The following is a 23,574-nucleotide window of genomic DNA, read 5'->3' on the forward strand; positions in this document are numbered from 1 at the left end:
CGCCGGCGCGGTGCCCGGCCGGGCGTCAGCCCTGGCGGGCGAGGTCGGCCGCGCCGACCAGGCCGGCCCGGCCGCCGAGCCGCGCCGCGAGCACCTGGGCGTGCGGGCGGTAGCGGCTGCCGACCAGCCACCGTCGGAACGACTTGCGGATGGGCTCCAGCACGAGGTCGCCCTCGTCGGAGACGCCGCCGCCGACGATGAAGGCCGAGGGGTCGAAGAGCGAGGCGAGGTCGGCGAGTCCGGCGCCGGCCCAGCGGGCCAGCTCCCGGAAGGAGTCGATGGCGACCGGGTCGCCCTGTCGCGCCGCCTCCGAGACGTGCCGCCCCTCGATGCCCTCCGGGGTGCCGTCGCCCAGCGCCAGCAGCACGACGGCCTGGTCGGGGCTGGCGGTGGCGCGCTGCCGCGCGTAGCGGACCAGGGCGCGACCGGAGGCGTACTGCTCCCAGCAGCCCTGGCTGCCGCAGCCGCACAGCAGGCCGTCCGGCACTATCCGGATGTGGCCGAACTCGCCGGCGATGCCGAAGCGGCCCCGGTGCAGCCGGCCGCCCATCACGATGCCGCCGCCGAGCCCGGTGCCCAGGGTGATGCAGACGACGTCCTCGTGGCCGGCGCCCGCGCCGAAGCGGTACTCGCCCCACGCGGCGGCGTTGGCGTCGTTCTCGACGACGACGGGCAGGCCGACGCGCTGCTCGACCTTGTCCTTCAGCGCCTCGTGGCGCCACTTGATGTTGGGGGCGAAGAGCACGGTGGCGCGCTTGTCGTCGACGTAGCCGGCGGCGCCGATACCGACGGCCTCGGCACCGGAGCCGTCGCCCACCGTCCGCACCGCGTCCGCGATGGCGTCCACGACGCCCTGCGGGGTCGGCGGCGTCGGCACCGTGCAGGTGTTGAGGATGGCGCCCGCTTCGTCGACCACCCCGGCCGCGATCTTGGTGCCGCCGATGTCGACCCCGATGGTGAGTCCCATGAGTCCCTCAGTGAGTGGTCGTTGCATACCCAGCGCGGAATACCGTACAGGAGGTGAACGGTCACTCTGACGGCTCGATCAGGGCTTCTGCTCGCCACCGCGGGGGTCGGTGCCGCTGTCGCCCGAGTCGGGGCGGGTTCCGCCGTCGGCGGCGCCCTTCCCGTCGGTGTCCTGCTGCTGCTGAGGAGTGAACGCGGCGCGGAACGCGGCGGCCAGTTCGTCGCCCGCGCGGGCGAGGTGGCCGATGGTGTCGCGGTGCCGCTCCAGGACGGGGTCCACGGCGGCGCGGGCCTTGCCGGCGGCGTCGGCCGCCACCCAGCCGGCGGGACCGCCGGCGAACTGCCCGAGGCGCTGGGTGACCGTGTCGAAGAAGTGACGCAGTTCGTCGACCGGCTCGCTGCCGCGACCGGCCGCCCGGCGGCGGGCGCGCTCGGCGGCCAGATCCTCCTCGCAGGCGGTGGCCCAGGCGTCGTCGTCGAAGGGGGGCCGGTGTGCGTCGGTCATGGCGGGCTCCTGGGGCGGGACGCGTGACTCGTCGTTCCCGACGGTACCCGAACGCCCGGAGGGGGTCACCGCCCCGACCGTGCCTCCCGCGGCGATCGCACGGGGCCGCCCGCGCGCCCCGCGGTGCCAGGGTGGCGGGTGTCAGGGGTTGAGGCTCTCCACCCGTCGCCGCAGCCCGTCGAGGGCGCGGTCCACGATGACCTTCTCGGCCTTGCGCTTGATGTCGCCGAGCATCGGGATCTTGACGTCCACGGTCAGCTGGTACACGACCTCGGTGCGGGTCCCTCCGGCGGTCGGCGTCAGCCGGTAGGAGCCGTCCAGCGCGCGGAGCATCCGCGACTTCACCAGCGTCCAGGAGACCTCACTCCCGCCGGTCCAGGTGTAGGCCAGGGTGTGGTCGTCGCGGATCGCGCCGGCGTCGAGCACCAGGCGGACCTGGCGGGCGCGCCCCTGTCCGTCGGTGTCGAGGACCTCCGCCTCGGTGACCTCCCCCGTCCACTCGGGGTAGCGCTCGAAGTCGGCGATCACCGCCATCACCGCGGCCGGCGACGCCTCGACGGTGATGCTGGACCTGGTCTGCTCGGCCATCGCGCTGGCTCCTCGTTCTCTCTCGCCGCCCTGGGGCGGCCCAGGCGATCCGGCACCGTCCCCGGGGAAGGCTATACCGTGCGCGGCGCGGCGCCCGCCGGTCGCTTGCGGGGAGTTGGGCAGCCACCCGGTGCAGGTCGGGGATTCACCGGTAGGCTCGGGCGATGGACGGAACCGGGCCGTGCGCCCGGAGCCGGCAGCGGGTGCCCGCGCGGGTCGCGGGCGTGCTCGTCGTCGGCACCCGCCGGCGGGGCCTCTTCGGCTCCGCGCCCGGTCAAGCAGCTCGGGGCACCGCCGCCCCGGTCGAACCGCAGCCGACGGCCGCCGGTCCGCGGGCCGGGACGTCGGGGACGAGGAGCAGCAGTGCGCGAGTTCAGCCTTCCGGCCCTGTACGAGGTTGCGCCGGGTGACCGGCTCACGGATGTCCTCGACCGCAACGCGGCGTCGGGACCCGATGACGTGGTGATCGCGCGCCGGACAGCCGAGGGCGGGTGGCGGGACGTCACCAGCACCGCGTTCCTGGCGGAGGTCCGCGCGGTGGCGAAGGGCCTCGTCGCGTCGGGCGTGCGCCCGGGCGACCGCGTCGCGCTGATGTCGCGGACCCGGTACGAGTGGACCCTGCTGGACTTCGCCATCTGGTACGCCGGGGGCGTCGGTGTACCCGTCTACGAGACGAGCTCCCCAGAACAGGTCCGCTGGATTCTGGAGGACTCCGCGGCGGTCGGCATCGTCGTGGAGCAGGCCGGCCACCGCGAGACGGTCGAGGCGCTGCGCGGGGACGTCCCGGAGCTGCGGCTGCTGCTGACGATCGACGCCGAGGACGGCGGCACGGGCGCGATCGCCGAACTGACGGAGGCCGGGTCCGCGCTCTCCGACGACGACCTGGCCGCCGCCCGCGACTCGGTGACCGCCGACAGCCCGGCCACCCTCATCTACACGTCGGGGACCACCGGCCGGCCGAAGGGCTGCGTCCTCACCCACCGCGCCTTCCTCACCGACGCGGGCAACGTGGTGGCGGCGCTGCCGCCGCTCTTCACCGGCCAGGACCGGTCGGTGCTGCTCTTCCTGCCGCTCGCCCACGTCTTCGCCCGGCTGGTGCAGGTCGCCGCGGTCTTCGCCCCGATCAGGCTCGGGCACACCAGTGACATCGCCACCCTCACCGACGACCTGGCGTCCTTCCGGCCCACGCTGCTGCTGGCGGTGCCCCGGGTCTTCGAGAAGGTCTACAACAGCGCCCGTGCCAAGGCCCGCGAGGGCGGCAAGGGCCGCATCTTCGACATGGCGGCCGACACCGCCATCGAGTGGAGCCGGGGCATGTCCGCCGGCCAGAAGCCCGGCCTGGGGCTGAAGCTGCGCCACGGCCTGTACGACAAGCTGGTCTACGGCAAGCTGCGGGCCGCGCTCGGCGGTCGGGCCGAGCACGCCATCTCCGGCGGTGCCGCGCTCGGCGTCCGCCTCGGCCACTTCTACCGCGGCATCGGCTTCACCGTGCTGGAGGGGTACGGCCTGACGGAGACCTGCGCGCCCACCGCCTTCAACCCCTGGGACGCGCCCCGCATCGGCACCGTCGGCAGACCGCTGCCGGGGTCGAGCGTGCGGATCGCCGACGACGGCGAGGTGCTGCTCCGCGGCGACCACCTCTTCGACCGCTACTGGAACAACGACAAGGCGACCGCCGAGGCGATGACGGACGGCTGGTACCACACCGGCGACATCGGCTCCCTCGACGACGACGGCTACCTCTCGATCACCGGGCGCAAGAAGGAGATCCTGGTGACGGCGGGCGGCAAGAACGTCGCCCCGGCGGTCATCGAGGACCGTATCCGGGCGCACGCGCTGGTCGCCGAGTGCATGGTGGTCGGCGACGCCCGCCCCTTCGTCGGGGCGCTGATCACGCTCGACGAGGAGTTCCTGCCCCGGTGGGCCGCCGAGAACGGCAAGGACATCTCGGACCGCGAGGCGCTGCTGCGCGACGCGGACCTGCTCGCCGCGGTGCAGAGCGCCGTGGACCAGGGGAACGCGGCCGTCTCGCGCGCGGAGTCGGTCCGCAAGTTCCGGCTGCTGCCGACCCAGTTCAGCGAGGAGACCGGTCACCTCACGCCGTCGATGAAGCTCAAGCGGCACGTCGTCGCCCGGGACTTCGCCGCCGAGATCAACGCGCTCTACGACTCCTGACGCCGAGCCCGACCCCTAGCCGCCGGCCGGTCCACGCCCTCGGGCGGGGCCGGCCGCGGCGCGTCCGGGGCCTGCCGGCCGTGAGGCGCCGGCCCGGGGGTCAGAGCAGGGCCCGCAGCCGCTCCGCGATCAGGTCCCAGCGCCACTTCTCCTCGACCCACTCCCGGCCGCGTTCGCCCATGCGCCGCCGCAGTTCCGGATCGCCCAGCAGGGTCACCACCCGCTCCGCCGTCTCCACCGCGGCGGTGGGCGCGCCGCCGCGGACCACCCAGCCGGTCTCGCCGTCGAGCACCGCGTCGGGCGCGCCGCCCGAGTCGCCGCCGACGACGGGGAGTCCGGTCGCGGACGCCTCCAGGTAGACGATGCCCAGCCCTTCGACGTCCAGGCCGCCGCGCCGGGTGCGGCACGGCATGGCGAAGACGTCGCCCGCCCCGTAGTGCGCGGGCAGGTCGGACCAGGGCACGGAGCCGGTGAACCGGACGGAGTCGGCGACGCCCTCGGCGACCGCCAACTTCCGCAGCTCGGGCAGGTACGGGCCGCCGCCGACCACGAGGAGCACCGCGTCGGGGAGCTGGGCGAGAACCCGGGGCATCGCCCTGATCAGCGTGTCCTGGCCCTTGCGCGGCACCACCCGCGAGACGCACACCACCACGGGACGGTCCGACAGCCCGAGAGAGGCGCGCAGTTCGGCACCGCCGGAGTCGGGGTGGAAGGTCTTCTCGTCCACGCCGGGCGGCAGTTGCACCATGCGTCGCGCGGCGGCCGGGGTCAGCGCCCCCGCCACCCGGGAGCGCGTGTACTCCCCCAGGTAGGTCAGGGTGTCGTTGGACTCCCCGATGCGGCGCAGGAGTTGCCGGGCGCCGGGCAGCTGCGCCCATCCCGCCTCGTGGCCGTGGGTGGTCGCCACCAGCCGCCGCGCGCCCGCGGACCGCAGCGCCGGGGCCATCAGCCCCAGGGGGGCGGCGGCGCCGAACCAGACCGAGCGGCAGCCGTGCCGGCGCAGCAGTGCCTGGGCGCGGCGGGTGACCCGGGGGGTGGGGAGCAGCATGGTGGTGCGGTCGCGCACCACGGGGAAGGGCTGCTCGGCGTCGAACGCCGCGGTGGCCTCGGCGCCTTCCCGTCCGCGTTTCCAGGTCGAGGCGTAGACCACGATCTGCTCGGGGTCCATCCGCAGCGCCATGCTGTGCAGGAACGCCTGGATGCCGCCCGGCCGCGGCGGGAAGTCATTGGTGACGATCAGGGTGCGGTCCATCGGGTCGAGCCTATCGGCTGCCGAGCCCCGTTCTTCCCTCCCGCCCCTCCCCGCACGGCGGCGCGGCGGTGTGCGGCTGCGGGTCCTCGGGTGCGGGTCCGGCGTTCAGGGGCGGACGACGGCGCTGACCGGCATCATCCGCACCGGGTCGTGGCGCACCGAGGCGCCGGGATAGGGCGCGTGGACGACCTGGCCACCGCCGACGTAGAGCGCGACATGGCTGGCGTCGTCCCGGTAGATGACCAGGTCGCCCGGGCGCGCCTCCTCCAGGGAGACCCGCCGACCGGCGCCGGCCTGGCCCTGGCTGGTGCGCGGCAGGGAGGCGCCCGCCTGGGCGTAGGCCCACTGCGTGAGCCCCGAGCAGTCGAATCCGTGGGGTCCGGTCGAACCCCAGACGTAGGGGCGCCCCAGCGCCCGCCGGGCGGCCTCCACCGCCGCCGCGGCGCGTCCGGACGGCGCGTCGGCGGACGCGCCCGGGGCGGCGGCCCCGAGGGCCTGTTCGCGGCTCTCGCTGCGGGCGGCGCGCTCGACGCGCTCGCGTTCGGCCCGTTCCTCGGCGGTGAGCCGGTTGAGGTGGTGCTGCGCACGGCCGAGCTTGGCCTGCACCTCGCGTTTGCGCTCGGCCAGCTCCGTGCGTCTCTCCTCCAGTTCGGCGAGGAGCACCCCGGCCTCGGCCCGCTGCTGGTCGACGACGCGCTGGGCCGCGAGCAGGCCGTGGAGTTCGCCGCGCTGCCGGTCGCCGACGCGGTCGAGGTGGGCGGCCCGGGTCAGGTAGCCGTCGGGGTCGTCAGCGAGCAGCAGCGCCAGCGCGGGGTCGAGGGTACCGACGCGGTACTGGGCGGCCGCGGCGGAACCGATCGCTCGGCGCTGGTCGTTGACGCGCTGCTGGCTGCGCGCCAGCCGCTCCTGGCGGCGCTCGACCTCCTCGCGGAGCTGCCCGACCTGCTCGTCGACCGCGTTGTGGGCCTCGACGGCACGTTCCGCCTCGGCGAGGAGGCCGTCCACCCGCTCGCCCCCCGCGTTGACGGTCCCGCTCCCCTGGCCGTCGTCGGGTTGGGCCACGACGGGGGTGACGCTGCCGACCAGCACCGCGGATGCGGCGGCGGTCAGCATGCCCGCCCGGGCGGCTCTGCCGCGGGCGGGAGGTACGCAGCCTCTGTTGGTGGGCACGGAGCGACGCTCTCCTCGGTCGGGGCACGGGAAGAGCAGAATGTAGTGGCGCCGCCGTCGAGCGCCGTCCAGCGCCGCGCCCCGGGGTGCGGCCGCGGTCGCGGGCTCCGCCGCAGGTCAGCGCGGGCGCGGCGCCGTCCCGGGCTGCCGGTCGGGCGCGCCGCACATTCACCTGTCCGGGGGAGCGCGTGAACCGCCGCTCCCCGCCGGTGTGTTGCCGTCCCCGTGGAACGGCGACGGGGCGGCGGCCCCCGGTCGCCCGGTGGGTCCGCCGCCCCGTGGAGCCGGGGTGGCCGCGCGTCAGGCGACGCGCACGCCGAACTGGAACGGCATGGAGTGCAGCGGCGCGTAGCTCACGGTGGAACCGGTGCGCGGGGCGTGCAGGATCTGGCCGTTGCCGACGTAGATGCCGATGTGCGTCAGGCCGCCGTAGTACAGCACCAGGTCGCCGGGCTGCAGCTGGTCGGCGGAGACCCGGGTACCGGCGGCCGCCTGTGCCTGCGAGGTGCGGGGCAGCGAGATACCGGCCTGCTTGTAGGCCCAGCCGGTGAGGCCGGAGCAGTCGAAGGTGGTGGGGCCGGTGCTGCCGAACACGTACGGCGCGCCGATCTTGCTCTGGGCCGCGGAGATGGCGCTCTGCGCGTAGGACGAGCCGCCGCCACCGCCACCGGGGGCGACCGCGCTGCCGCCGCCACCGCCGCCACCACCGGAGGTGGAGGGGGTGTCGGTCCGGCCGTCGCTGCGGCTGGCGCGGTCCGCCGCGGCCTCCGCCTCGCGCTGGGCGGCGGCCTCGGCCTCGCGCTCCTCCGCGGCGATCGCGGCGCGCTCCTCCTCGGTCAGCCGGTTGAGCAGCTGGCGGGCCTCGGTCAGCTTGCCCTGGATCTCGTCCTTGCGCTCCTTGGCCTCGGCGCGGGACTCCTCCAGGGACTCCAGCTTGGCGCTGGCCTCGGCGCGCTGCTGCCCGAGGGCGCGCTGCTTGGTCTCGATGGTGCGCAGCGCCTCGGCCTGCTTGCCGGTGATCTGGTCGAGCGTGGAGGCGCGGTCGAGGTAGCCGTCGGGGTCGGCGGAGAGGAAGAGCTGCACGGAGGGCGTCATGCCGCCGTTGCGGTACTGGGCCGAGGCCACCGAACCGATGCTGTTGCGCAGCTCGTTCAGTTCCTCCTGACCGCGGGCGACCGACTCCTGGAGCTTGTCGGCCTCCTCCTGGAGGGTCTCGGCGCGCTCGACGGCGCCGATGTACTCCTCGTTGATCGTCGCGGCCTCTTCGTGGAGCTCGTCGACGCGTTCCTTGACCTCGTCCTTGGACGGGTTGGGGGTCGCGCTGGCGCTGCCCTGGGAGGTGAACGCGACGGTCGCAGCGGCAGCGGCACCGAAGAAGGACACACGGGCGCGGCTCGGCTGCTTGGGACGACGGTGGGACGCCACTGGGGCGATCTCCTTCTTCCTCAGCCGCCTGCCGGTTGCCCGGCCCCGCGTGTCTGCCGCGGATCGGCGGTTCCTCCACTGTCACCCCGGATGAGTGAACAACCGCGCGGAGGTTCGACGCCAGACCATAGCGACAGGGGAAACCCTCGTTCAAATCCCCCCGAGGATATTTTACCTACCCGGCACCACGCGCAGCCGAACCCGCACACTCCGTACAACCGGAATGCCCGCCAACCGGGACACGGGCATCCCGAACACCCTTTCCCGACAACAGGCGTTCCGTCCGGTTCGCGCCGACTGCCGCGACTTGACAGATCGACGGCCGCCGCATGTGACCGACCTCTCCCGGCGGGGCGCACGGGACGCCCGGGACGGCCGCCGCCCGGCAGCCGTCCCGTCCCGCCGGGGCACCGGGCCGACGCTGCGTCAGGCGCGCGCCAGCCGCCGCAGCAGCATCACCGACGCCACCGGTCGCGCGCCGGCGCGCGCCACCCCGTCGGCCACCTCGCGGTCGGCGGAGACCACCACCACCGGCCGCCCCGGCGGCTCCGCCCGCACCAGACGCCTGATCAGCTCGTCGGCGGTCTGGCCCGACTTGGAGAACAGCACCCGCACCCCCCGCGGCGGGGCGAGCAGCACCGGGACGTCCAGCTCGGCGCCGTCGAAGACGCACGTCACCTCGGCGGAACTCTGCGCGGCCAGCATCGCCAGCCCGCCCAGCAGCCGGGTCCGCTGCTTGTCCAGCGGCATGGTCGGATACCCGGTCTTGGTGACGTTGTAGCCGTCCACCACCAGGTGCGACTGCGGCAGCGCCAACAGCTGGTCGAGCAGGGCCGGGTCGTCCTCGGCCAAGGCGCGCTGGGCGACGTCGTGCGGGGTGAGCGCCCCGGGCTCCACGGCCTCGACCGTCTGCGCCGGACGGAAGTCCGCAGGGGGCAGCGCCAGTTCCCGCCGCAGCCCCTGGGCCGCCTCCAACACGGTGTCCAGCAGCAGTCGGAGCCGCACGTCCTCGACGCTGCGGCCCTCACGGGCGGCACGGCGCCCCGTCTCCAACGCGGTCTCGGACTCCGCGAGCCGGGCGCGCAGCCGGCGTGCCTCCGCGTCGGCGGCCGCCTTCTCCGAGGCCGCGTCGGCCCGCACCTCGTCCAGTTCGGCGCGGACCTTCCGCAGCGCGGCCTCGCCTCGGCGGACGTCGCTCAGCGCGCTCCGCAGCTTGCGGTGGACGGAGTCGCTCTCCCGGCGGGTGACCTCCAGCTCCGAGCGGTGCCGGTCGGTGTCCTCGCGCACGGCGGCCCGGAGCCGGTTCACCTCCTCGCGGAGCCGCTCCAGTTCACGGGTCCGCTCCTCGTCCGCGTGCTCGGCCTCGGCGCGCTGGGTCTCCTCACCGGCGACCGCCAGGAGCTTGACCCAGCCCGGCGGGCGAAGCACGTACGCGGCGGCCGCCACCTCGACCGGGTCGGCCGCCGGCGGCACGGTGCCCGCCTCCAGCGCCTCCGCCAGCTCGGGCTGCTCGGTCCGCAGCCGGGCGGCGACGCGGTGGCGGAACCCGGCGTCGGTCTCCAGCGCCGTCGCGATGGCCGACGCGCCGTACTTGACCCGGCGTGAGGGGGTGAAGCGCGCGTACTGCCGCAGCGCCGGAGGCAGTTCGGTCACCCGCAGCCCGGCGAAGGTCTCACCGGCCAGGACCACCACCCGGTGCCGGACGCGCTCCGGCAGCGGCCCCTCCGCCTCCTCCTCGTCGGCTGCCCGGCCCTCCCCCGTGGGGCCGGACGACATCTGCGCCGCGCTCGCTGTGCCGGGCTCCGGTTCCCCGTCGGGTTCCGGAGCCCCCTGGTCGTCGGCGGCGCCGCCCCGGGCGGGGCCGGACCGCACCTGCGCGCGGGAGGGGTGGCCCGACACGGCACCGGGCACCGGCTGCTGCTCCTCGCGGGGTTCGGGCTCCCGCAGGGGTTCGGACTCTGCCACGTCGCCCACCGCCCGTCAGGCGTCCGGGCCGGGACGCTCGACCAGTTCGACCCGGTCCACGGCGTCGCACCAGCGGCAGCGGACGGACTCGACGCGGTCCGACAGGACTTCGCGCTCCTCGACTGCCGGCTCCCCCGCCAGGTCCAGGTGCACGAACTCCCGCACCCGACTGGTCCGGGTGACGTCGAACCGTGTGAGGTTGCCGCACAGCGTGCAGCGCCACCTCGTCCCGTCGGCCGGCTGGGAGAGCGCCATGGTCTCGTCCTTCTTTCTCTGTTCGGGACTGTCCTGACGTATCGGGCCCCCGGGTCAGCCTACGGCCTCGCCGCGCCCCGGCGGGGTGCCTCGCGGCGCGCCGTGCCGCGCCCCGGGCGTGCCCCGGGCGCGCGCCGCCGCCCGTCGGGGCGGATCGCCTAGAGTGAGCCGCGGCGCCGGCCGTACCGCCTGGCCCTAACCACCCCAGGGGAGCTCAGCCATGATCACGTCGATTGTGCTCATCAAGACCAGCGTGGACCGCATCCCGGAGATCGCGGAGCGGATCGCGGCGCTGGAGGGGGTCAGCGAGGTCTACTCGGTGACCGGCGCGCACGACCTCATCGCCATGGTGCGGGTGCCCCGCCACGACGACCTGGCCGAGGTCATCCCCGGCCGCATCAGCAAGGTGCCCGGTGTGGAGTCCACCGAGACCCACATCGCCTTCCGCACCTACTCGCAGCACGACCTGGAGGCGGCGTTCGCCATCGGCCTGGACTCCTGAGCCGGGCCGCCCCTCCCCGGAGCCCGGTCGGCCCGAGGGGGCGGACCGCCGGCGGGCACCGGGCCCCGGGGCGGGCCGTGTTCAGGGGCGGTGACTGGCCTCGATCCAGCGCTGCAGGGTGGCCGCGGCGGCCCCCTCGTCCAGCACCGCCTCGGCGCGTGCCATCCGCTGCGCCAACTGCTCGGCCAACGGGCCGTCGCCCGGCTCCAACGCCACCAGCGCCGCAGCCGAGTTGAGCACCACCGCGTCACGGACCGGGCCCCGCTCACCGGCGAACAGCCGACGCGCCACCTCCGCGTTGTACTCCGCGTCGCCGCCGCGCAGCGCCTCGATCGGCACCACCTCGACACCGACCGAGCGCGGATCGAAGCTCTCGCGGCGGACCTCGCCGTCGCGCACCACCCACACCGTCGAGGTGCCGGTGGTCGTCAGCTCGTCGAGGCCGTCGTCCCCGCGGAACACCAGCGCCGAGGTGCCGCGTTCGGCGAGGACGCCCGCGAGGATGGGGGCCATCCTGGCGTCCGCGACGCCGGTGGCCTGCGCCCCGACGCGCGCCGGGTTGGTGAGCGGTCCGAGGAAGTTGAAGGTGGTGGCGATCCCCAACTCCCGGCGGGCCGCGGCGACGTGCCGCAGCGCGGGGTGGAACTTCACCGCGAAGCAGAAGGTGATGCCGGCGTCGAGGGCCACCTGCGCGACCCGGCCGGGTGACAGCCCCAGGTTGACGCCCAGCCGCTCCAGCACGTCCGAGGCGCCGCTGCGGCTGGAGGCCGCCCGGCTGCCGTGCTTGACGACCCGGGCCCCGGTCGCGGCCACGACCACGGCCGACATGGTCGAGATGTTGACGGTGCCGGCGCGGTCGCCCCCCGTCCCCACGATGTCCACGGTCGGGCCCGGGACCTCGATCAGCCGCGCGTGGGAGTACATCGCGCGGACCAGTCCCTCGACCTCGGCGACCGTCTCCCCCTTGGCCCGCAGCGCCACGGCGAACCCGGCGATCTGGGCGTCGGTGGCCTCGCCGCGCATGATGCGGTCCATCGCCCAGGCGGCGGCCTCGGCGGTCAGGTCCTCGCCGGCGAGCAGCGAGCCGAGGACGTCGGGCCACGAGCGGTCCGCCACGGTGTCGCCTCCGGCGGGGGTCGTCACAGCGCTCATGGTCGGCTCCAGGTGTCGTGCCGCTGATGAATCACCGCCGGCGGGTACCGGCGGCGTGGCTCGGGGCGTGGGGGACGCGGACGGCCGGTGCCGCGCGCCCGCCACGTGGGAGGGAGGTTACGTGATCGGCGCCGCCACCGGGGGCGGGCGTCCGCGTGTCCGGCCGGTGGCGCCGGGGAGGCCCCACCCTAGCGACGCAGCCGGGCACGGCAACGGCCCCGTCCGATGATCGGACGGGGCCGTTGCGACGGTCACTCACCGCGCGGAGCGTGCCGCTCCGGCACGGGAGGGTCAGTGGTGGTGACCCTCGCCGCTGGTGATCTCCCGGTACTCCTCGGCGGTCGGCTTGGTGACCTGGCCGCTGTCGCCGAAGTAGCTGCGGCTGATGCGCACGCGCACCTTCTCCACGACGCCGACCTTGCGGGTGACGCCGTTGGCGTCGGTCGCCGCCGGCAGCTCCGCGGGCCGCTGCTGGTCGTGCGCGGTGAGGGCGTAGAGCTTCTCCTGGGAGAGCGGCTCGTGCACCTCGACGAACTCACCGTGCGGCAGCCGCTTGATGATGCCGGTCTCGCGACCGTGGAGCACCTTCTCGCGGTCACGGCGCTGGAGACCCAGGCAGATCCGCCGGACGATGATGAACACCACGACGGGCACGACGAAGAACGCCACGCGGCCGAAGTAGGTGATCGAGTTGATCGACAGGCCGAAGTTGATCGCCCAGAGGTCGTTGCCGCCGGCGACGAGCGCGATGAAGTACCAGCTCAGCCACGCCACACCGAAGGCGGTGCGGGTCGGGGCGTTGCGGGGGCGCTCCGCGATGTGGTGCTCGCGCTGGTCCTTGGTGACCCAGCTCTCGAAGAACGGGTACAGCGCGAGGGCACCGAGCATCAGTGGCAGGACGACCAGCGGCGTCAGCAGACCCAGGTTGAGGGTGTAGCTGTCGAACAGGACGATCTCCCAGGCCGGCATGAGCCGGACCAGCCCCTCGGAGAAGCCCATGTACCAGTCGGGCTGCGCGTTGGTCGACACCTGGTCGGGGCGGTACGGTCCCAGCACCCACACGGGGTTGATGCTGGTGGTGGCCGCGATCATCGCGATGAGGCCGAAGACCAGGAAGAAGAACCCGCCGGCCTTCGCCGCGTAGACCGGGAACAGCGGCATACCCACGACGTTGCTGTTGGTGCGGCCGGGGCCCGCGAAGTGGGTGTGCTTGTGGAACACGATGAGGATCAGGTGCGCCACGATGAGGCCCACCATCAGCCCCGGCAGCAGCAGCACGTGCACCACGAAGAACCTGGGGATGATGTCGTAGCCCGGGAACTCGCCGCCGAACAGGAACATCTGGAGCCAGGTGCCGACGACCGGCACCGCCAGGATCGCGCCCTCCATGAAGCGGACACCGGTACCGGAGAGCAGGTCGTCCGGGAGCGAGTAGCCGGTCAGACCGGTACCCATCGCCAGCAGCAGCAGCAGGAAACCGAACAGCCAGTTGATCTCGCGCGGCTTGCGGAAGGCGCCGGTGAAGAACACCCGCATCATGTGGAAGAAGATCGCCACGACGAAGATCAGCGCCGCCCAGTGGTGGATCTCCCGCATGAGGAGACCGCCGCGGACGTCGAAGCTGATGTCGAGCGTCGAGGCGTACGCCTCGGACATCAGGACACCCTGCATCGGGATGTAGGAGCCCTCGTACTCGACCTCGGCCATGCTCGGCACGAAGAAGAGGGTGAGGTAGACACCCGTGAGGATGATGATGACGAAGGCGTAGAGGCAGATCTCACCCAGCAGGAACGACCAGTGGTCGGGGAAGATCTTGCGCATGTTGGCCTTGGCGAGGCTGTAGACGCCAACCCGCCCGTCGGCCCAGTCCGCGACGCGCTCGCCCGCCGGGGCCTTGCCCCCGCGTCGCGGCGCGCTCTTCGGCGCGTCCGTTGCCGTACTCATCCACGCTCCCAGAAACTCGGGCCGGGCGGCTCGGCGAAGTCGCCCATGGCGACCAGCTCGCCGTCCTCATTGGTCGTGATCCGCAGCTGCGGCAGGGGGTGGCCCGCCGGGCCGAAGAGCACCCGCGCACCGTCGGAGAGGTCGAACGTCGACTGGTGGCAGGGGCACAGCGCGTGGTGGGTCTGGCGCTCGTAGAGCGTCGCCGGGCAGCCGATGTGCGTGCAGATCTTCGAGAAGCAGAGGATGCCCTCGTGACCCCAGTCGGCCGACTGCTCGTCCTTGATGTCGGCCGGCTCCAGCCGGACCAGCATGACGGCGGCCTTGGCGATCTCCGAGTGGAAGTCGTGGTCGTGCAGGTCCATACCCTCGGGCATGGCCTGGGTCAGCGACCCGACGGTGATGTCCTCGGGCCGCAGCGGCAGACCGGTGTTCTCGTTGACGATCCGCTTGCCCGCCTCCCACTTGGTGTGGAAGAGCTTGTCGCCCGGGGCGGGGCCCAGGTCGCGCAGCAGCACCACGCCGGAGAGCGGCACCAGGGCCATCGCGCCGAGCAGCGAGTTGCGCATCATCTTCCGGCGGCCGAAGCCGATGCCGGACTCCTGGGTGCCGGCGCGCCAGTCCTCCAGGACCGCGGCCTTCACCTCCGGGGAGGCGGCGATCGGGTGGCGCTCGTCCGGGACCTCCTCGTCCGACATCAGCGTGCGGGCCCAGTGGACCGCGCCGGCGCCGATGCAGAACAGGGCCAGGCCCAGCGTCCAGCCGAGAGCGAAGTTGAGCCCGCTCACGTGGCCGAACGGCCAGATGTAGACGATCTTGTCGATCGGGATGAGCAGGTAGGACACGATGAAGCCCACCGTGGCCACCGACGACAGCGCGAAGAGCAGCGTGACCACGCGCTCCGACCGCTTGGCGGCACGCTCGTCGATGTCCTGCTTGCGGGGCTCGTGTGCCGGGAGGCCCGGGTCCGCGAACGGGTCGTCCGCCACAGTCACCGCGCCGGGGTCCTGCTTGTGCGGCAGGTGTTCCTCTGACACGTCTTTAGATGATCCAGTCTCGCTACTCATGACTTCCTGGCCTTTGCCGTGTGGGCTGCGATCCACACAGCCGCGGCGACGAGCACGCCGATGCCGAACGTCCAGGCGTACAGGCCCTCACTGACCGGACCGAACCCACCGAGCGTGAAACCGCCCTCGTTGGGGGACTCCGAGGTGTTGACGGCGTCCAGCCAGGCGATGATGTCGCGCTTCTGGTCCGGCGGCAGCACGGAGTCGGGGAAGCTCGGCATGGCCTGCGGCCCGGTGAGCATCGCCTCGTAGATGTGGCGGGGCTCGACGTCCTTCAGGTTCGGTGCGTACTTGCCGTGGGTCAGGGCGCCGCCCTGACCGGTGAAGTTGTGGCACTGCGCGCAGTTGGTGCGGAACAGCTCGCCGCCCTTGGCGGAGTCACCGTCCGCCGGGTTGTACGCGGACGACTCGGGGATGGCCGGACCCGGCCCGAAGGTGGCGATGTAGGCCGCCAGCTGGGCGGTCTCCTCGGGCGAGTAGTCCTTGGGCTTCTTGGGCGCCTGCGGGCCCTCGGCGGCCATCGGCATGCGGCCGGTGGCGACCTGGAAGTCCACCGCCGCGGCACCGACACCGACGAGGCTCGGGCCGTCGCTGCCGCCCTGACCGCCGAGTCCATGGCAGCTGGAGCAGCCGACGGCGTAGAGCTTCTTGCCCTCTTCGATCGCCAGCGAGCTGTCCGAGGCCTCGGCCTTGGCCTCACCCGCGGGAGCGAGCGCGGTGTACAGCCCCCCTGTGGTCGCCAGCGCAAAAAGGAGGACGACGAGCGCCGCCAGCGGATGGCGCCGTCGTGCGGAGAGCTTTTTCACGGATTACCCCGGTGTCAGGATCTTCTGCGTCGGTACGTGGGTCGTGCGCGGCCGGCGGACCGGCGCGGTCACTGCGTTGCGTGCTACTTGATGATGTAGATCGTGATGAACAGACCGATCCAGACGACGTCCACGAAGTGCCAGTAGTACGACGTCACGATTGCCGCCGTCGCCTGCTCGTGCGTGAAGCGCCGCGCCATGAAGGTCCTGGCCAGCACCAGCAGGAAGGCGATGAGACCCCCCAGCACGTGCAGACCGTGGAACCCGGTCGTCAGGTAGAACACCGAGCCGTACGGGTCGGACGAGAGCGTGATGCCCTCGTGCGCCACCAGTTCCACGTACTCGGCCACCTGGCCGCCGATGAAGACCGACCCCATGACGAAGGTGATCGCGAACCACATCCGGAGCCGCTTCACGTCACCGCGTTCGGCGGCGAAGACGCCGAACTGACAGGTGAGCGAGGAGAGGACCAGGATCGTGGTGATCGTCAGGGCGTACGGCACGTTCAGCAGGTCCGCCTGGGACTGCCAGTACTCGCTGCCCATCACCGATCGCAGGGTGAAGTACATCGCGAAGAGGGCCGCGAAGAACATCAGCTCGGAGCTCAGCCAGATGACTGTGCCGACGCTCGTGAGGTTCGGTCGGTTGACCGAGTGATGCGCGTGCCCGGTTTCTGCTTCTGCTGTTGCTGTCGCCACGCCCGACATTATGTCGGTCGCTTATCCCGCACTCACCCCCGGGGGTGCTGTTCGGTGTGTCCGGGCAGATGTGCGGCTCCTCGGAGCAGCCCGAACGGCCCTGCCGGCGGCCTCCTGCGCCCTTCCCCTGCCGCCGGCGGGCACCGACGGAGTACCATCCGGCCAGCGGCGTCCGCACAGGCGGGCATGGGCATTCCATCGAGGAGGACGGATGCAGCGCACCGCCACGGTGCTGGTGTACAGCGACAACGTGAACACCCGCGAGGAGGTTCGGCTGTCGGCGGGGCGGCGGCCCGCGTCGGACGTCCCACCGGTCGAGTACGTGGAGTGTGCGACGCTGCCCGCGCTGCTCACCCTCCTGGAGGAGGGCGGCATCGACGCCTGCGTGCTGGACGGCGAGACCGCCCCCGCCGGCGGCATGGGCGTGTGCCGGCAGATCAAGGACGAGATCTTCGACTGCCCGCCGGTGCTGCTGCTGATCGGCCGGCCGCAGGACGCCTGGCTGGCGACCTGGAGCCGCGCCGAGGCCGCGGTGCCGCACCCGCTGGACCCGGCCGAGGTGGCCCACGGCCTGGCCGAGGTGCTGCGTCGGCGACTGCCCGCCACCGTGTAGCCCCGGCGCCCGCGCCGGCACCACGCTCCGACGCCGCCGTCCGTGCCCTGCGAGGGGGTGCGGACGGCGGCGTCGCCGTTCCGGGCGCCGCGGGCGGCCGCGGGTCACAGCGAGGGGCGCAGCCGGCCGCTGTCGCCGGTGCCGGCGTCCGCCTCGGTGTCCCCGTGCAGCGCGCTCCCCTGTCGCCAGTCGTCCCAGGACATGTTCCAGTCGCCGAAGCCGTTGCCGAACAGGTCCATGTCGTTGCCGTAGCCGTTGACGTGTTCGACGATGTCGCCCACCTTGACGAACTCGAAGAACCAGCGGGCGTTCTCGGTGCTGAGCCCGGTGCAGCCGTGGCTGACGTTCTGCGAGCCGTGCGAGCCGACGGACCAGGGCGCGCCGTGGACGTACTCGCCGCTCCACGTCAGCCGGGCGGCCCAGTAGACGTCGAGGTCGTAGTACTCGGAACTCCCCTGGGCGATGCCGATGCTGGCGCCGTTCATCCGTACGTGCTGTTCCTTGCCGAGGATGACCTTCTTGCCCTCACGGGTCCGGAAGCCCTCCTTCCCCGTGGTCATCGGCATGGTGCGGACGACCTCGCCGTTGCTGGTGACGGTCATGGTGAGGGTGCCGATGTCGGCGATCGCCTCCACCCGGTCACCCGTGCGGATGGTCAGCGGCTCGCTCTCGGCGCCGCGCAGCCCGTCCTGGATGTGCACCCCGGCAAGGTCGGAACTCACCCGGACGGTGGCGTTGGCCGGCCAGTACTCCGCCGGGCGGTAGTGCATCGTGGCGCCGTCGGCCCAGTGCCAGGTGCCCTCGGTCGCGGGTTCGGACTCGACGGTCAGCAGCCGTTCGACGACCGCGCGCGCCTCTCGCCCCTCGACCTCCTCGCTCAGCTCCGCGATCACGGGCTGGCCGACGCCGTAGGTACCGGCCTTGGGCCCGAAGGTGATCTCCAGCGCGGTGGAGTCGGCGTCGCGGGTGGTGAAGACGTGGGTGCGGCGACCGGGGTGGCCGTCGCGGTTCTCGGTGGCCACCTCCACGGTGTACTCGATACCGGCGGCCAGCGGGGTGGTGCTGCTCCACGCCCCGCCGTCGGCCGTCAGTTCGCCGGTGACGGTGCGCCCCGCCGCGTCGACGGCGGTGACGTCGGTGATGCGGGCCTCCTCGGAGGTGGCGGTCACCCGCAGCGGGTCGGCGGGGTCGACGGCGGCCTGTTCGGGCCCCTCGGCGGGGCCGAAGGACACGTCCGCGGCGGCGTCGTAGGGGCCGGTCGGCCTCGGGGGCTCGGGCCCCCCGGAGCAGCCGGTGAGACCGATCATCAGAGGGGCGAGTATCAGGGCGCAGCCGAGCGTCAGACGACGCCGGGCGGCCGCGCGGGGCGGACCGGCCGCGCGACCGCCGGGGGCGGCCGGGGCGGGGTTCCCGTCGGTGACGACATTCCCGTGACTCATGGTCATAAAATATGAAGAATGTCCGCCATCAGCCTGCCGAGCGCGTGCAAACGGGTCGGTCCCCGGACACGAAGTCCGGGGACCGACCCGTTCGGCGGTCGCGGCGCCCGCAGGCGGCCGCTCGGTACTACTGGGTCTGGTTCTCACCGCGGTAGTACTCGAACACCCACAGCCACAGGCCGATGACCAGCAGCGGGGCGGTGAAGAAGAGGAACCACCAGCCGAAGACCGGACCGAGGAAGGCGAACATGCTGCCCAGGCCCAGCGCCAGCGGCGCCCAGCTGTGCGGGGAGAAGAAGCCCAGCTCGCCCGCGTCGTCGGCGACGTCGGCGTCCTTGTCGTCCTGCGCCCCGGTGTCCACACGGCGAGCGGTGAAGACCAGGTAGTACCCGATCATGATGCTCAGGCCGAAGGAGAGGAACAGGGCGGTCGTGCCGACCGGCTCCTTGGACCAGACGCCGTACACGATGGCGACGACCAGGATGAAGCCGGCCAGCCAGTTGAACATGTGGCCCTGGATCTTCACTTGGTGTCCTCCTCACGGGACACGCCCGCGACGGCGCCGCGGTGGTCCAGCTGGTCGCGCTCGGCCAGCTGCGGGTGGTGCAGATCGAAGGCGGGCGATTCGGAACGGATACGCGGCAGCGTGACGAAGTTGTGCCGCGGGGGCGGGCAGGCGGTCGCCCACTCCAGGGAGCGGCCGTAGCCCCACGGGTCGTCGACCTCGATCTTCTCGCCGTACTTCCAGGTCTTCCAGATGTTGTAGAAGAACGGAAGGATCGAGAGACCGAGCAGGAACGACCCGATGGTCGAGATCATGTTCAGCGTGGTGAAGCCGTCGGCGGCCAGGTAGTCGGCGTACCGGCGGGGCATGCCCTCGGCGCCGAGCCAGTGCTGCACCAGGAACGTGCCGTGGAAGCCCACGAACAGCGTCCAGAAGGTGATCTTGCCGAGCCGCTCGTCGAGCATCTTCCCGGTGAACTTCGGCCACCAGAAGTGGAAGCCGGCGAACATCGCGAAGACGACGGTTCCGAACACCACGTAGTGGAAGTGCGCCACCACGAAGTAGGAGTCCGAGACGTGGAAGTCCAGCGGCGGCGAGGCGAGGATGACACCGGTGAGGCCACCGAAGAGGAAGGTCACCATGAAGCCGATCGTCCACAGCATCGGCGTCTCGAAACTCAGCGAGCCCCGCCACATCGTGCCGATCCAGTTGAAGAACTTCACACCGGTCGGTACCGCGATGAGGAAGGTCATGAACGAGAAGAACGGCAGCAGCACCGCGCCCGTCACGTACATGTGGTGCGCCCACACCGTCACCGAGAGGCCGGCGATGGCGATGGTCGCGGCCACCAGGCCGATGTAGCCGAAGATCGGCTTACGACTGAAGACCGGGATGATCTCGGAGACGATGCCGAAGAACGGCAGCGCGATGATGTACACCTCGGGGTGGCCGAAGAACCAGAAAAGGTGCTGCCACAGGATCGCTCCGCCGTTGGCGGAGTCGAAGATGTGGGCGCCGAAGACCCGGTCGGCGGCAAGACCGAAGAGCGCGGCGGCCAGGACCGGGAAGGCCAGCAGGACCAGCACACCGGTCAGCAGCACGTTCCAGGTGAAGATCGGCATCCGGAACATCGTCATGCCGGGTGCGCGCATGCAGATGATCGTGGTGATGAAGTTGACCGCGCCGAGGATCGTGCCGAAACCGCCGAGCGCCAGGCCCATCACCCACATGTCCGCGCCCATGCCGGGCGAGTGGACCGCGTTGGAGAGCGGCGAGTAGGCGAACCAGCCGAAGCTGGCCGCGCCCTGCGGGGTGAAGAAGGCGCCGACGACGATCAGGCCGCCGAAGAGGTACAGCCAGTACGCCAGCATGTTCAGCCGCGGGAACGCCACGTCGGGCGCGCCGATCTGCAGCGGCATGATCCAGTTGGCGAAGCCGGCGAAGAGCGGCGTCGCGAAGAGCAGCAGCATCACCGTGCCGTGCATGGTGAACAGCTGGTTGAACTGCTCGTTGCTGACGAGCTGGGTCCCCGGACGGGCGAGTTCGGCCCGCATGATGAGGGCCATCGCGCCGCCGACGACGAAGAAGAAGAACGACGTGATGAGGTACATCGAGCCGATCGTCTTGTGGTCGGTGGTGGTGAGCCACTTGACCACGATCTGGCCCGGCGTCTTCTTGCGCACGGGTGGCGAGGCCGGTACCGACCCCGTCTTCTCGGGTGAGCTGTCGAGGATGGTCACGGCTGGTTCGTCTCCGCGTTCTTGGCGGCGTCGGTCTGCTCGATTCCCGCCGGGATGTAGCCGGTCTGGCCGCGGTCGGCCAGATCCTGCAGGTGCTCCTGGTACTCCTCCGGCGAGACGACCTTGACGTTGAACAGCATCCGCGAGTGGTCCACACCGCACAGCTCGGCGCACTTGCCGAGGAAGGTCCCCTGCTTGTTGGGGGTCACCTCGAAGCGGTTGGTGTGACCGGGGATGACGTCCATCTTCATCAGGAACGGCACCACCCAGAACGAGTGGATGACGTCACGCGAGGTCAGGATGAACTGGACGGTCTCGCCCTCGGGGAGCACCAGGGTCGGACCGGGGTTGCCGGTGTCGGCGTCGCGGTCGGCGGGGGTGCCGATGTCGTAGACACCGTCGGCGTTCTCGGGAACCGCGTCCATCATGCGGTCGGGGATGGCCGCCAGTTCGGGAGAGTCGGGGGCGAAGACGTCGCCCTCGCCCACCGGCTCCAGGTAGTTGAAGCCCCAGCTCCACTTGAAGCCCACGACGTTGATGACGTGGTCCGGCTGGTCCGAGGTCTTCATCAGCTCGGTCTGGTCACGTGCTGTGAAGTAGAACAGCACCGAGACGATGATCAGCGGAACGAGGGTGTAGAGCGCCTCGATCGGCAGGTTGTACCGCGTCTGCGGCGGGACCTCCACCTTGGTGCGCGAACGACGGTGGAAGAAGACGCTCCACGCGATCAGACCCCACACGATCACACCGGTGATCAGTGCGGCGATCCACGACCCCTGCCACAGGGACAGGATGCGCGGCGCTTCCTCCGTTGCCGGACTGGGCAGCCCGAGGCGGGGCAGTTCCTCGGATGTGCAACCGGTGGCGGTTGCCAGGACCAGGCCCGCGATGAGCGCCTGCGGCAGTACCCGCCGCATCGGACGCCGCGTCGAGCGGTCGGAGCCGTTGGGACTCACGTAGCGCCTTCCCGAGAGTCTCGCCCGTGCGCCCGGTCGCCGCCATCGCTCGGCGACGGGGCACTGACCCTGGCACGGGCAGGGTTTGGATATTTACGCGGACCAAACCCTACTGGACACCCCCTGGCGTTGCGCGGGGAGGGTACCCAACGCGCCGTGCCGCCCCACCAGGGGACGTACCGGACACGGCGCGGCGGGCGACGGCCGCCCGCGGGGCCGTCCGCCGCGCCCGTCCGCGCGGTCCAGGATGCCGTACCGCGCGCCCGGCCCGGCGCGTCGTCCCGGGCGTAGCCTGCCGGGGTGACGTACTTCGACGCCGCCTCCTCCGCGCCCCCGCACCCCGTCGCCCGCGAGGCGTTCCTCGCCGCCTGGGAGGAGGGGTGGGCGGACCCGGCACGGCTGCACCGCGAGGGACGGCGCGCCCGGTTGCTGCTGGACGCGGCCCGGGAGGGCACCGCCGACCTGCTCGGCTGCCGCCCCGACGAGCTGTCGTTCACCACCTCCGGCACCCGCGCCCTGCACACCGGGATCGCGGGGAGCCTCGCCGGCCGCCGTCGCGTCGGCCGCCGGCTGCTGGTCTCCGCCGTCGAGCACTCCGCTGTGCTGCACGCCGCCGAGGCCCACCGGGCGGCCGGCGGCACGGCGGCGGAGGTCGCCCCGGACCGCACCGGCCGCACCGCGGTGGCGGACTGGTCCACCGCGCTCACCCCCGACACGGCGCTGGCGGTGCTCCAGTCCGCCAACCACGAGGTGGGCACCGAACAACCGGTCGAGGAGGTCGCGGAGGTGTGCGGCACCGCCGGCGTACCGCTCCTGGTGGACGCCGCGCAGTCGGTGCCCTGGGGGCCGGTGGCTGGGCGGTGGTCGCTGCTGGCGGCCAGCGCCCACAAGTGGGGCGGCCCCGGCGGGGTCGGTCTTCTGGCAGTACGCAAGGGCACGCGCTTCGCACCGCCGGAACCGCACGACGAACGGGAGGCGGGGCGCGCCCCCGGGTTCCCCTCGCTCCCGGCGGTGGTCGCCGCAGCCGCCTCGCTGCGGGCGGTGCGCGCCGACGCCGACACCGAGGCGGCGCGGCTCGGGGAGCTGGTCCGGCTGGTCCGGGAGCGGGTGGAACGGGAGGTGCCGGACTGCCAGGTGGTGGGCCACCCGGAGCTGCGCCTGCCGCATGTCGTCACCTTCTCCTGCCTGTACGCGGACGGCGAGGCGCTCCTCGACGGGCTGGGCCGGGAGGGGTTCTCCGTCTCGTCGGGCTCCTCCTGCACCTCCTCCACGCTCACCCCCAGCCATGTGCTGCGGGCGATGGGCGTGTTGTCGGAGGGGAACGTCCGGGTGTCGCTGCCGCGCTCCACCACCGCGGCCGAGGTCGAGCGGTTCCTGACGGCGGTGCCCCGGGTGGTGGCCGCGGTGCGCGACCGGCTCGCCGGCCCGGGCGGCGGAGCCGCGGAGGCCGGCGTGTCGGCGGCCTGGGCCCGGCACCCCGGCGCACCGGAGACCGGCGCGTCGGACGCGGGCCCCGCCGAGCTGGCGGGGGCGGCCGAGGCTGCTGAGGTGGAGGTGGACGCGCTCGGGCGGCGGTGCCCGATCCCGGTCATCGAGCTGGCCAAGGCGCTGCCCGGTCTGCCGGTCGGCTCGGTGGTGCGGGTGCTGGCCGACGACGCGGCCGCGCGGCTGGACATCCCGGCGTGGTGCGAGATGCGCGGTCAGGAGTACCTGGGCGAGGAGCCGCTGGCGGGGGCGGGCCCGGCCGGCAGCGCCTACCGGGTCCGCCGCTCGCGGTGAACGCAGGGCGCCGCGCCCTGCCGGGACCGGTCCCCGCCGCGCGGCGGGGACCGGTCGTGCGCACCGTCCGCCGGCC

At 72.7% G+C, this 23,574-nt stretch carries 21 protein-coding genes; 4 read left to right on the forward strand and 17 right to left on the reverse strand.

What is annotated here, in order from left to right; all coding sequences use genetic code 11:
* Nucleotides 1-25: 25 nt before the first annotated feature.
* The 3 genes from HCN56_RS11175 to HCN56_RS11185 form a co-directional block, all read right to left on the reverse strand.
* Nucleotides 26-967 carry an ROK family glucokinase gene (locus tag HCN56_RS11175; protein ID WP_167969895.1) on the reverse strand — a complete coding sequence of 314 codons (942 nt, stop codon included), beginning with the start codon at nucleotides 965-967 and terminating at the stop codon, nucleotides 26-28.
* A 78-nt stretch (nucleotides 968-1,045) separates the two neighbouring features.
* Complete coding sequence (locus HCN56_RS11180) at nucleotides 1,046-1,471, reverse strand: DUF5304 family protein (protein ID WP_167969898.1); 426 nt, start codon at nucleotides 1,469-1,471, stop codon at nucleotides 1,046-1,048.
* Nucleotides 1,472-1,612: 141 nt separating this feature from the next.
* Nucleotides 1,613-2,059, reverse strand: coding sequence for an SRPBCC family protein (locus HCN56_RS11185; protein ID WP_167969900.1), 447 nt, complete (start codon nucleotides 2,057-2,059; stop codon nucleotides 1,613-1,615).
* A gap of 363 nt (nucleotides 2,060-2,422) precedes the next feature.
* Here HCN56_RS11185 and HCN56_RS11190 point away from each other — a divergent pair, with 363 nt between their 5' ends.
* On the forward strand, nucleotides 2,423-4,234 hold the full coding sequence (locus HCN56_RS11190) for an AMP-dependent synthetase/ligase (protein ID WP_167969902.1): 1,812 nt from the start codon (nucleotides 2,423-2,425) through the stop codon (nucleotides 4,232-4,234).
* A gap of 100 nt (nucleotides 4,235-4,334) precedes the next feature.
* Here HCN56_RS11190 and HCN56_RS11195 read toward each other — a convergent pair whose 3' ends face one another.
* From HCN56_RS11195 to HCN56_RS11215, 5 genes are all read right to left on the reverse strand, one after another.
* A complete protein-coding gene (locus HCN56_RS11195) occupies nucleotides 4,335-5,486 on the reverse strand; it encodes a glycosyltransferase family 4 protein (RefSeq protein WP_167969904.1) in 1,152 nt (383 codons plus the stop codon).
* 105 nt (nucleotides 5,487-5,591) lie between these two features.
* Nucleotides 5,592-6,656, reverse strand: a complete 1,065-nt coding sequence (locus tag HCN56_RS11200) for a C40 family peptidase (RefSeq protein WP_312871183.1) — start codon at nucleotides 6,654-6,656, stop codon at nucleotides 5,592-5,594.
* 300 nt (nucleotides 6,657-6,956) lie between these two features.
* Nucleotides 6,957-8,081 (reverse strand): C40 family peptidase, encoded by a 1,125-nt coding sequence (locus HCN56_RS11205; protein WP_167969906.1) that lies wholly within the window; start codon nucleotides 8,079-8,081, stop codon nucleotides 6,957-6,959.
* 426 nt (nucleotides 8,082-8,507) lie between these two features.
* On the reverse strand, nucleotides 8,508-9,857 hold the full coding sequence (locus HCN56_RS11210) for an NYN domain-containing protein (RefSeq protein WP_167969929.1): 1,350 nt from the start codon (nucleotides 9,855-9,857) through the stop codon (nucleotides 8,508-8,510).
* Between the two features lie 204 nt (nucleotides 9,858-10,061).
* Nucleotides 10,062-10,301, reverse strand: a complete 240-nt coding sequence (locus tag HCN56_RS11215; RefSeq protein WP_167969908.1) for a hypothetical protein — start codon at nucleotides 10,299-10,301, stop codon at nucleotides 10,062-10,064.
* A gap of 220 nt (nucleotides 10,302-10,521) precedes the next feature.
* Here HCN56_RS11215 and HCN56_RS11220 point away from each other — a divergent pair, with 220 nt between their 5' ends.
* Entirely contained in the window at nucleotides 10,522-10,803 is a 282-nt protein-coding gene (locus HCN56_RS11220) for an Lrp/AsnC family transcriptional regulator (protein WP_167932119.1), read from the forward strand.
* An 81-nt stretch (nucleotides 10,804-10,884) separates the two neighbouring features.
* Here the strand turns inward: HCN56_RS11220 and trpD are convergent, their stop codons facing one another.
* The 5 genes from trpD to ctaE all read right to left on the reverse strand — a co-directional run bounded on the left by trpD (nucleotide 10,885) and on the right by ctaE (nucleotide 16,476).
* Entirely contained in the window at nucleotides 10,885-11,955 is a 1,071-nt protein-coding gene (gene trpD / locus HCN56_RS11225; RefSeq protein ID WP_167969910.1) for an anthranilate phosphoribosyltransferase, read from the reverse strand.
* A gap of 291 nt (nucleotides 11,956-12,246) precedes the next feature.
* Nucleotides 12,247-13,899: a cytochrome bc1 complex cytochrome b subunit gene (gene qcrB / locus HCN56_RS11230; protein WP_167969912.1), complete on the reverse strand. Its 1,653-nt coding sequence runs from the start codon at nucleotides 13,897-13,899 to the stop codon at nucleotides 12,247-12,249.
* On the reverse strand, nucleotides 13,896-14,963 hold the full coding sequence (gene qcrA, locus HCN56_RS11235) for a cytochrome bc1 complex Rieske iron-sulfur subunit (protein WP_167969914.1): 1,068 nt from the start codon (nucleotides 14,961-14,963) through the stop codon (nucleotides 13,896-13,898). The genes qcrB and qcrA overlap by 4 nt, the downstream gene beginning before the upstream one ends.
* Nucleotides 14,960-15,769 (reverse strand): cytochrome bc1 complex diheme cytochrome c subunit, encoded by an 810-nt coding sequence (gene qcrC / locus HCN56_RS11240; RefSeq protein ID WP_167969916.1) that lies wholly within the window; start codon nucleotides 15,767-15,769, stop codon nucleotides 14,960-14,962. The genes qcrA and qcrC overlap by 4 nt, the downstream gene beginning before the upstream one ends.
* Before the next feature lie 83 nt (nucleotides 15,770-15,852).
* Nucleotides 15,853-16,476 carry an aa3-type cytochrome oxidase subunit III gene (ctaE, locus tag HCN56_RS11245; protein WP_167932114.1) on the reverse strand — a complete coding sequence of 208 codons (624 nt, stop codon included), beginning with the start codon at nucleotides 16,474-16,476 and terminating at the stop codon, nucleotides 15,853-15,855.
* Between the two features lie 202 nt (nucleotides 16,477-16,678).
* On the opposite strand from ctaE, the gene HCN56_RS11250 reads away from it, so the two are divergent.
* Nucleotides 16,679-17,080, forward strand: a complete 402-nt coding sequence (locus tag HCN56_RS11250; RefSeq protein ID WP_167969918.1) for a hypothetical protein — start codon at nucleotides 16,679-16,681, stop codon at nucleotides 17,078-17,080.
* A gap of 104 nt (nucleotides 17,081-17,184) precedes the next feature.
* Here HCN56_RS11250 and HCN56_RS11255 read toward each other — a convergent pair whose 3' ends face one another.
* From HCN56_RS11255 to ctaC, 4 genes are all read right to left on the reverse strand, one after another.
* Nucleotides 17,185-18,387 carry a L,D-transpeptidase gene (locus HCN56_RS11255; RefSeq protein ID WP_167969931.1) on the reverse strand — a complete coding sequence of 401 codons (1,203 nt, stop codon included), beginning with the start codon at nucleotides 18,385-18,387 and terminating at the stop codon, nucleotides 17,185-17,187.
* Nucleotides 18,388-18,646: 259 nt separating this feature from the next.
* Nucleotides 18,647-19,045: a cytochrome c oxidase subunit 4 gene (locus tag HCN56_RS11260; RefSeq protein ID WP_167969919.1), complete on the reverse strand. Its 399-nt coding sequence runs from the start codon at nucleotides 19,043-19,045 to the stop codon at nucleotides 18,647-18,649.
* Nucleotides 19,042-20,763, reverse strand: coding sequence for an aa3-type cytochrome oxidase subunit I (gene ctaD, locus HCN56_RS11265; RefSeq protein ID WP_167969921.1), 1,722 nt, complete (start codon nucleotides 20,761-20,763; stop codon nucleotides 19,042-19,044). The genes HCN56_RS11260 and ctaD overlap by 4 nt, the downstream gene beginning before the upstream one ends.
* Nucleotides 20,760-21,719: an aa3-type cytochrome oxidase subunit II gene (gene ctaC, locus HCN56_RS11270; RefSeq protein ID WP_167969923.1), complete on the reverse strand. Its 960-nt coding sequence runs from the start codon at nucleotides 21,717-21,719 to the stop codon at nucleotides 20,760-20,762. The genes ctaD and ctaC overlap by 4 nt, the downstream gene beginning before the upstream one ends.
* Nucleotides 21,720-22,019: 300 nt before the next feature.
* Between ctaC and HCN56_RS11275 the strand changes: the two genes are divergently transcribed.
* Nucleotides 22,020-23,498 carry a cysteine desulfurase/sulfurtransferase TusA family protein gene (locus tag HCN56_RS11275; protein ID WP_167969925.1) on the forward strand — a complete coding sequence of 493 codons (1,479 nt, stop codon included), beginning with the start codon at nucleotides 22,020-22,022 and terminating at the stop codon, nucleotides 23,496-23,498.
* The last annotated feature ends 76 nt before the right edge of the window (nucleotides 23,499-23,574 follow it).

This window comes from Streptomyces lonarensis (assembly GCF_012033735.1).
GTDB lineage: Bacteria > Actinomycetota > Actinomycetes > Streptomycetales > Streptomycetaceae > Streptomyces > Streptomyces lonarensis.

What these genes read in the sequence shown, in the direction of transcription:
- HCN56_RS11215 (WP_167969908.1), bottom strand. Translation starts at nt 10,301, where the DNA reads ATGGCGCTCTCCCAGCCGGCCGACGGGACGAGGTGGCGCTGCACGCTG.
- HCN56_RS11255 (WP_167969931.1), bottom strand. Translation starts at nt 18,387, where the DNA reads ATGATCGGTCTCACCGGCTGCTCCGGGGGGCCCGAGCCCCCGAGGCCG.
- HCN56_RS11185 (WP_167969900.1), bottom strand. Translation starts at nt 2,059, where the DNA reads ATGGCCGAGCAGACCAGGTCCAGCATCACCGTCGAGGCGTCGCCGGCC.
- HCN56_RS11250 (WP_167969918.1), top strand. Translation starts at nt 16,679, where the DNA reads ATGCAGCGCACCGCCACGGTGCTGGTGTACAGCGACAACGTGAACACC.
- HCN56_RS11175 (WP_167969895.1), bottom strand. Translation starts at nt 967, where the DNA reads ATGGGACTCACCATCGGGGTCGACATCGGCGGCACCAAGATCGCGGCC.
- HCN56_RS11195 (WP_167969904.1), bottom strand. Translation starts at nt 5,486, where the DNA reads ATGGACCGCACCCTGATCGTCACCAATGACTTCCCGCCGCGGCCGGGC.
- trpD (WP_167969910.1), bottom strand. Translation starts at nt 11,955, where the DNA reads ATGAGCGCTGTGACGACCCCCGCCGGAGGCGACACCGTGGCGGACCGC.
- HCN56_RS11180 (WP_167969898.1), bottom strand. Translation starts at nt 1,471, where the DNA reads ATGACCGACGCACACCGGCCCCCCTTCGACGACGACGCCTGGGCCACC.
- qcrA (WP_167969914.1), bottom strand. Translation starts at nt 14,963, where the DNA reads ATGAGTAGCGAGACTGGATCATCTAAAGACGTGTCAGAGGAACACCTG.
- qcrB (WP_167969912.1), bottom strand. Translation starts at nt 13,899, where the DNA reads ATGAGTACGGCAACGGACGCGCCGAAGAGCGCGCCGCGACGCGGGGGC.
- ctaE (WP_167932114.1), bottom strand. Translation starts at nt 16,476, where the DNA reads ATGTCGGGCGTGGCGACAGCAACAGCAGAAGCAGAAACCGGGCACGCG.
- HCN56_RS11210 (WP_167969929.1), bottom strand. Translation starts at nt 9,857, where the DNA reads ATGTCGTCCGGCCCCACGGGGGAGGGCCGGGCAGCCGACGAGGAGGAG.
- HCN56_RS11220 (WP_167932119.1), top strand. Translation starts at nt 10,522, where the DNA reads ATGATCACGTCGATTGTGCTCATCAAGACCAGCGTGGACCGCATCCCG.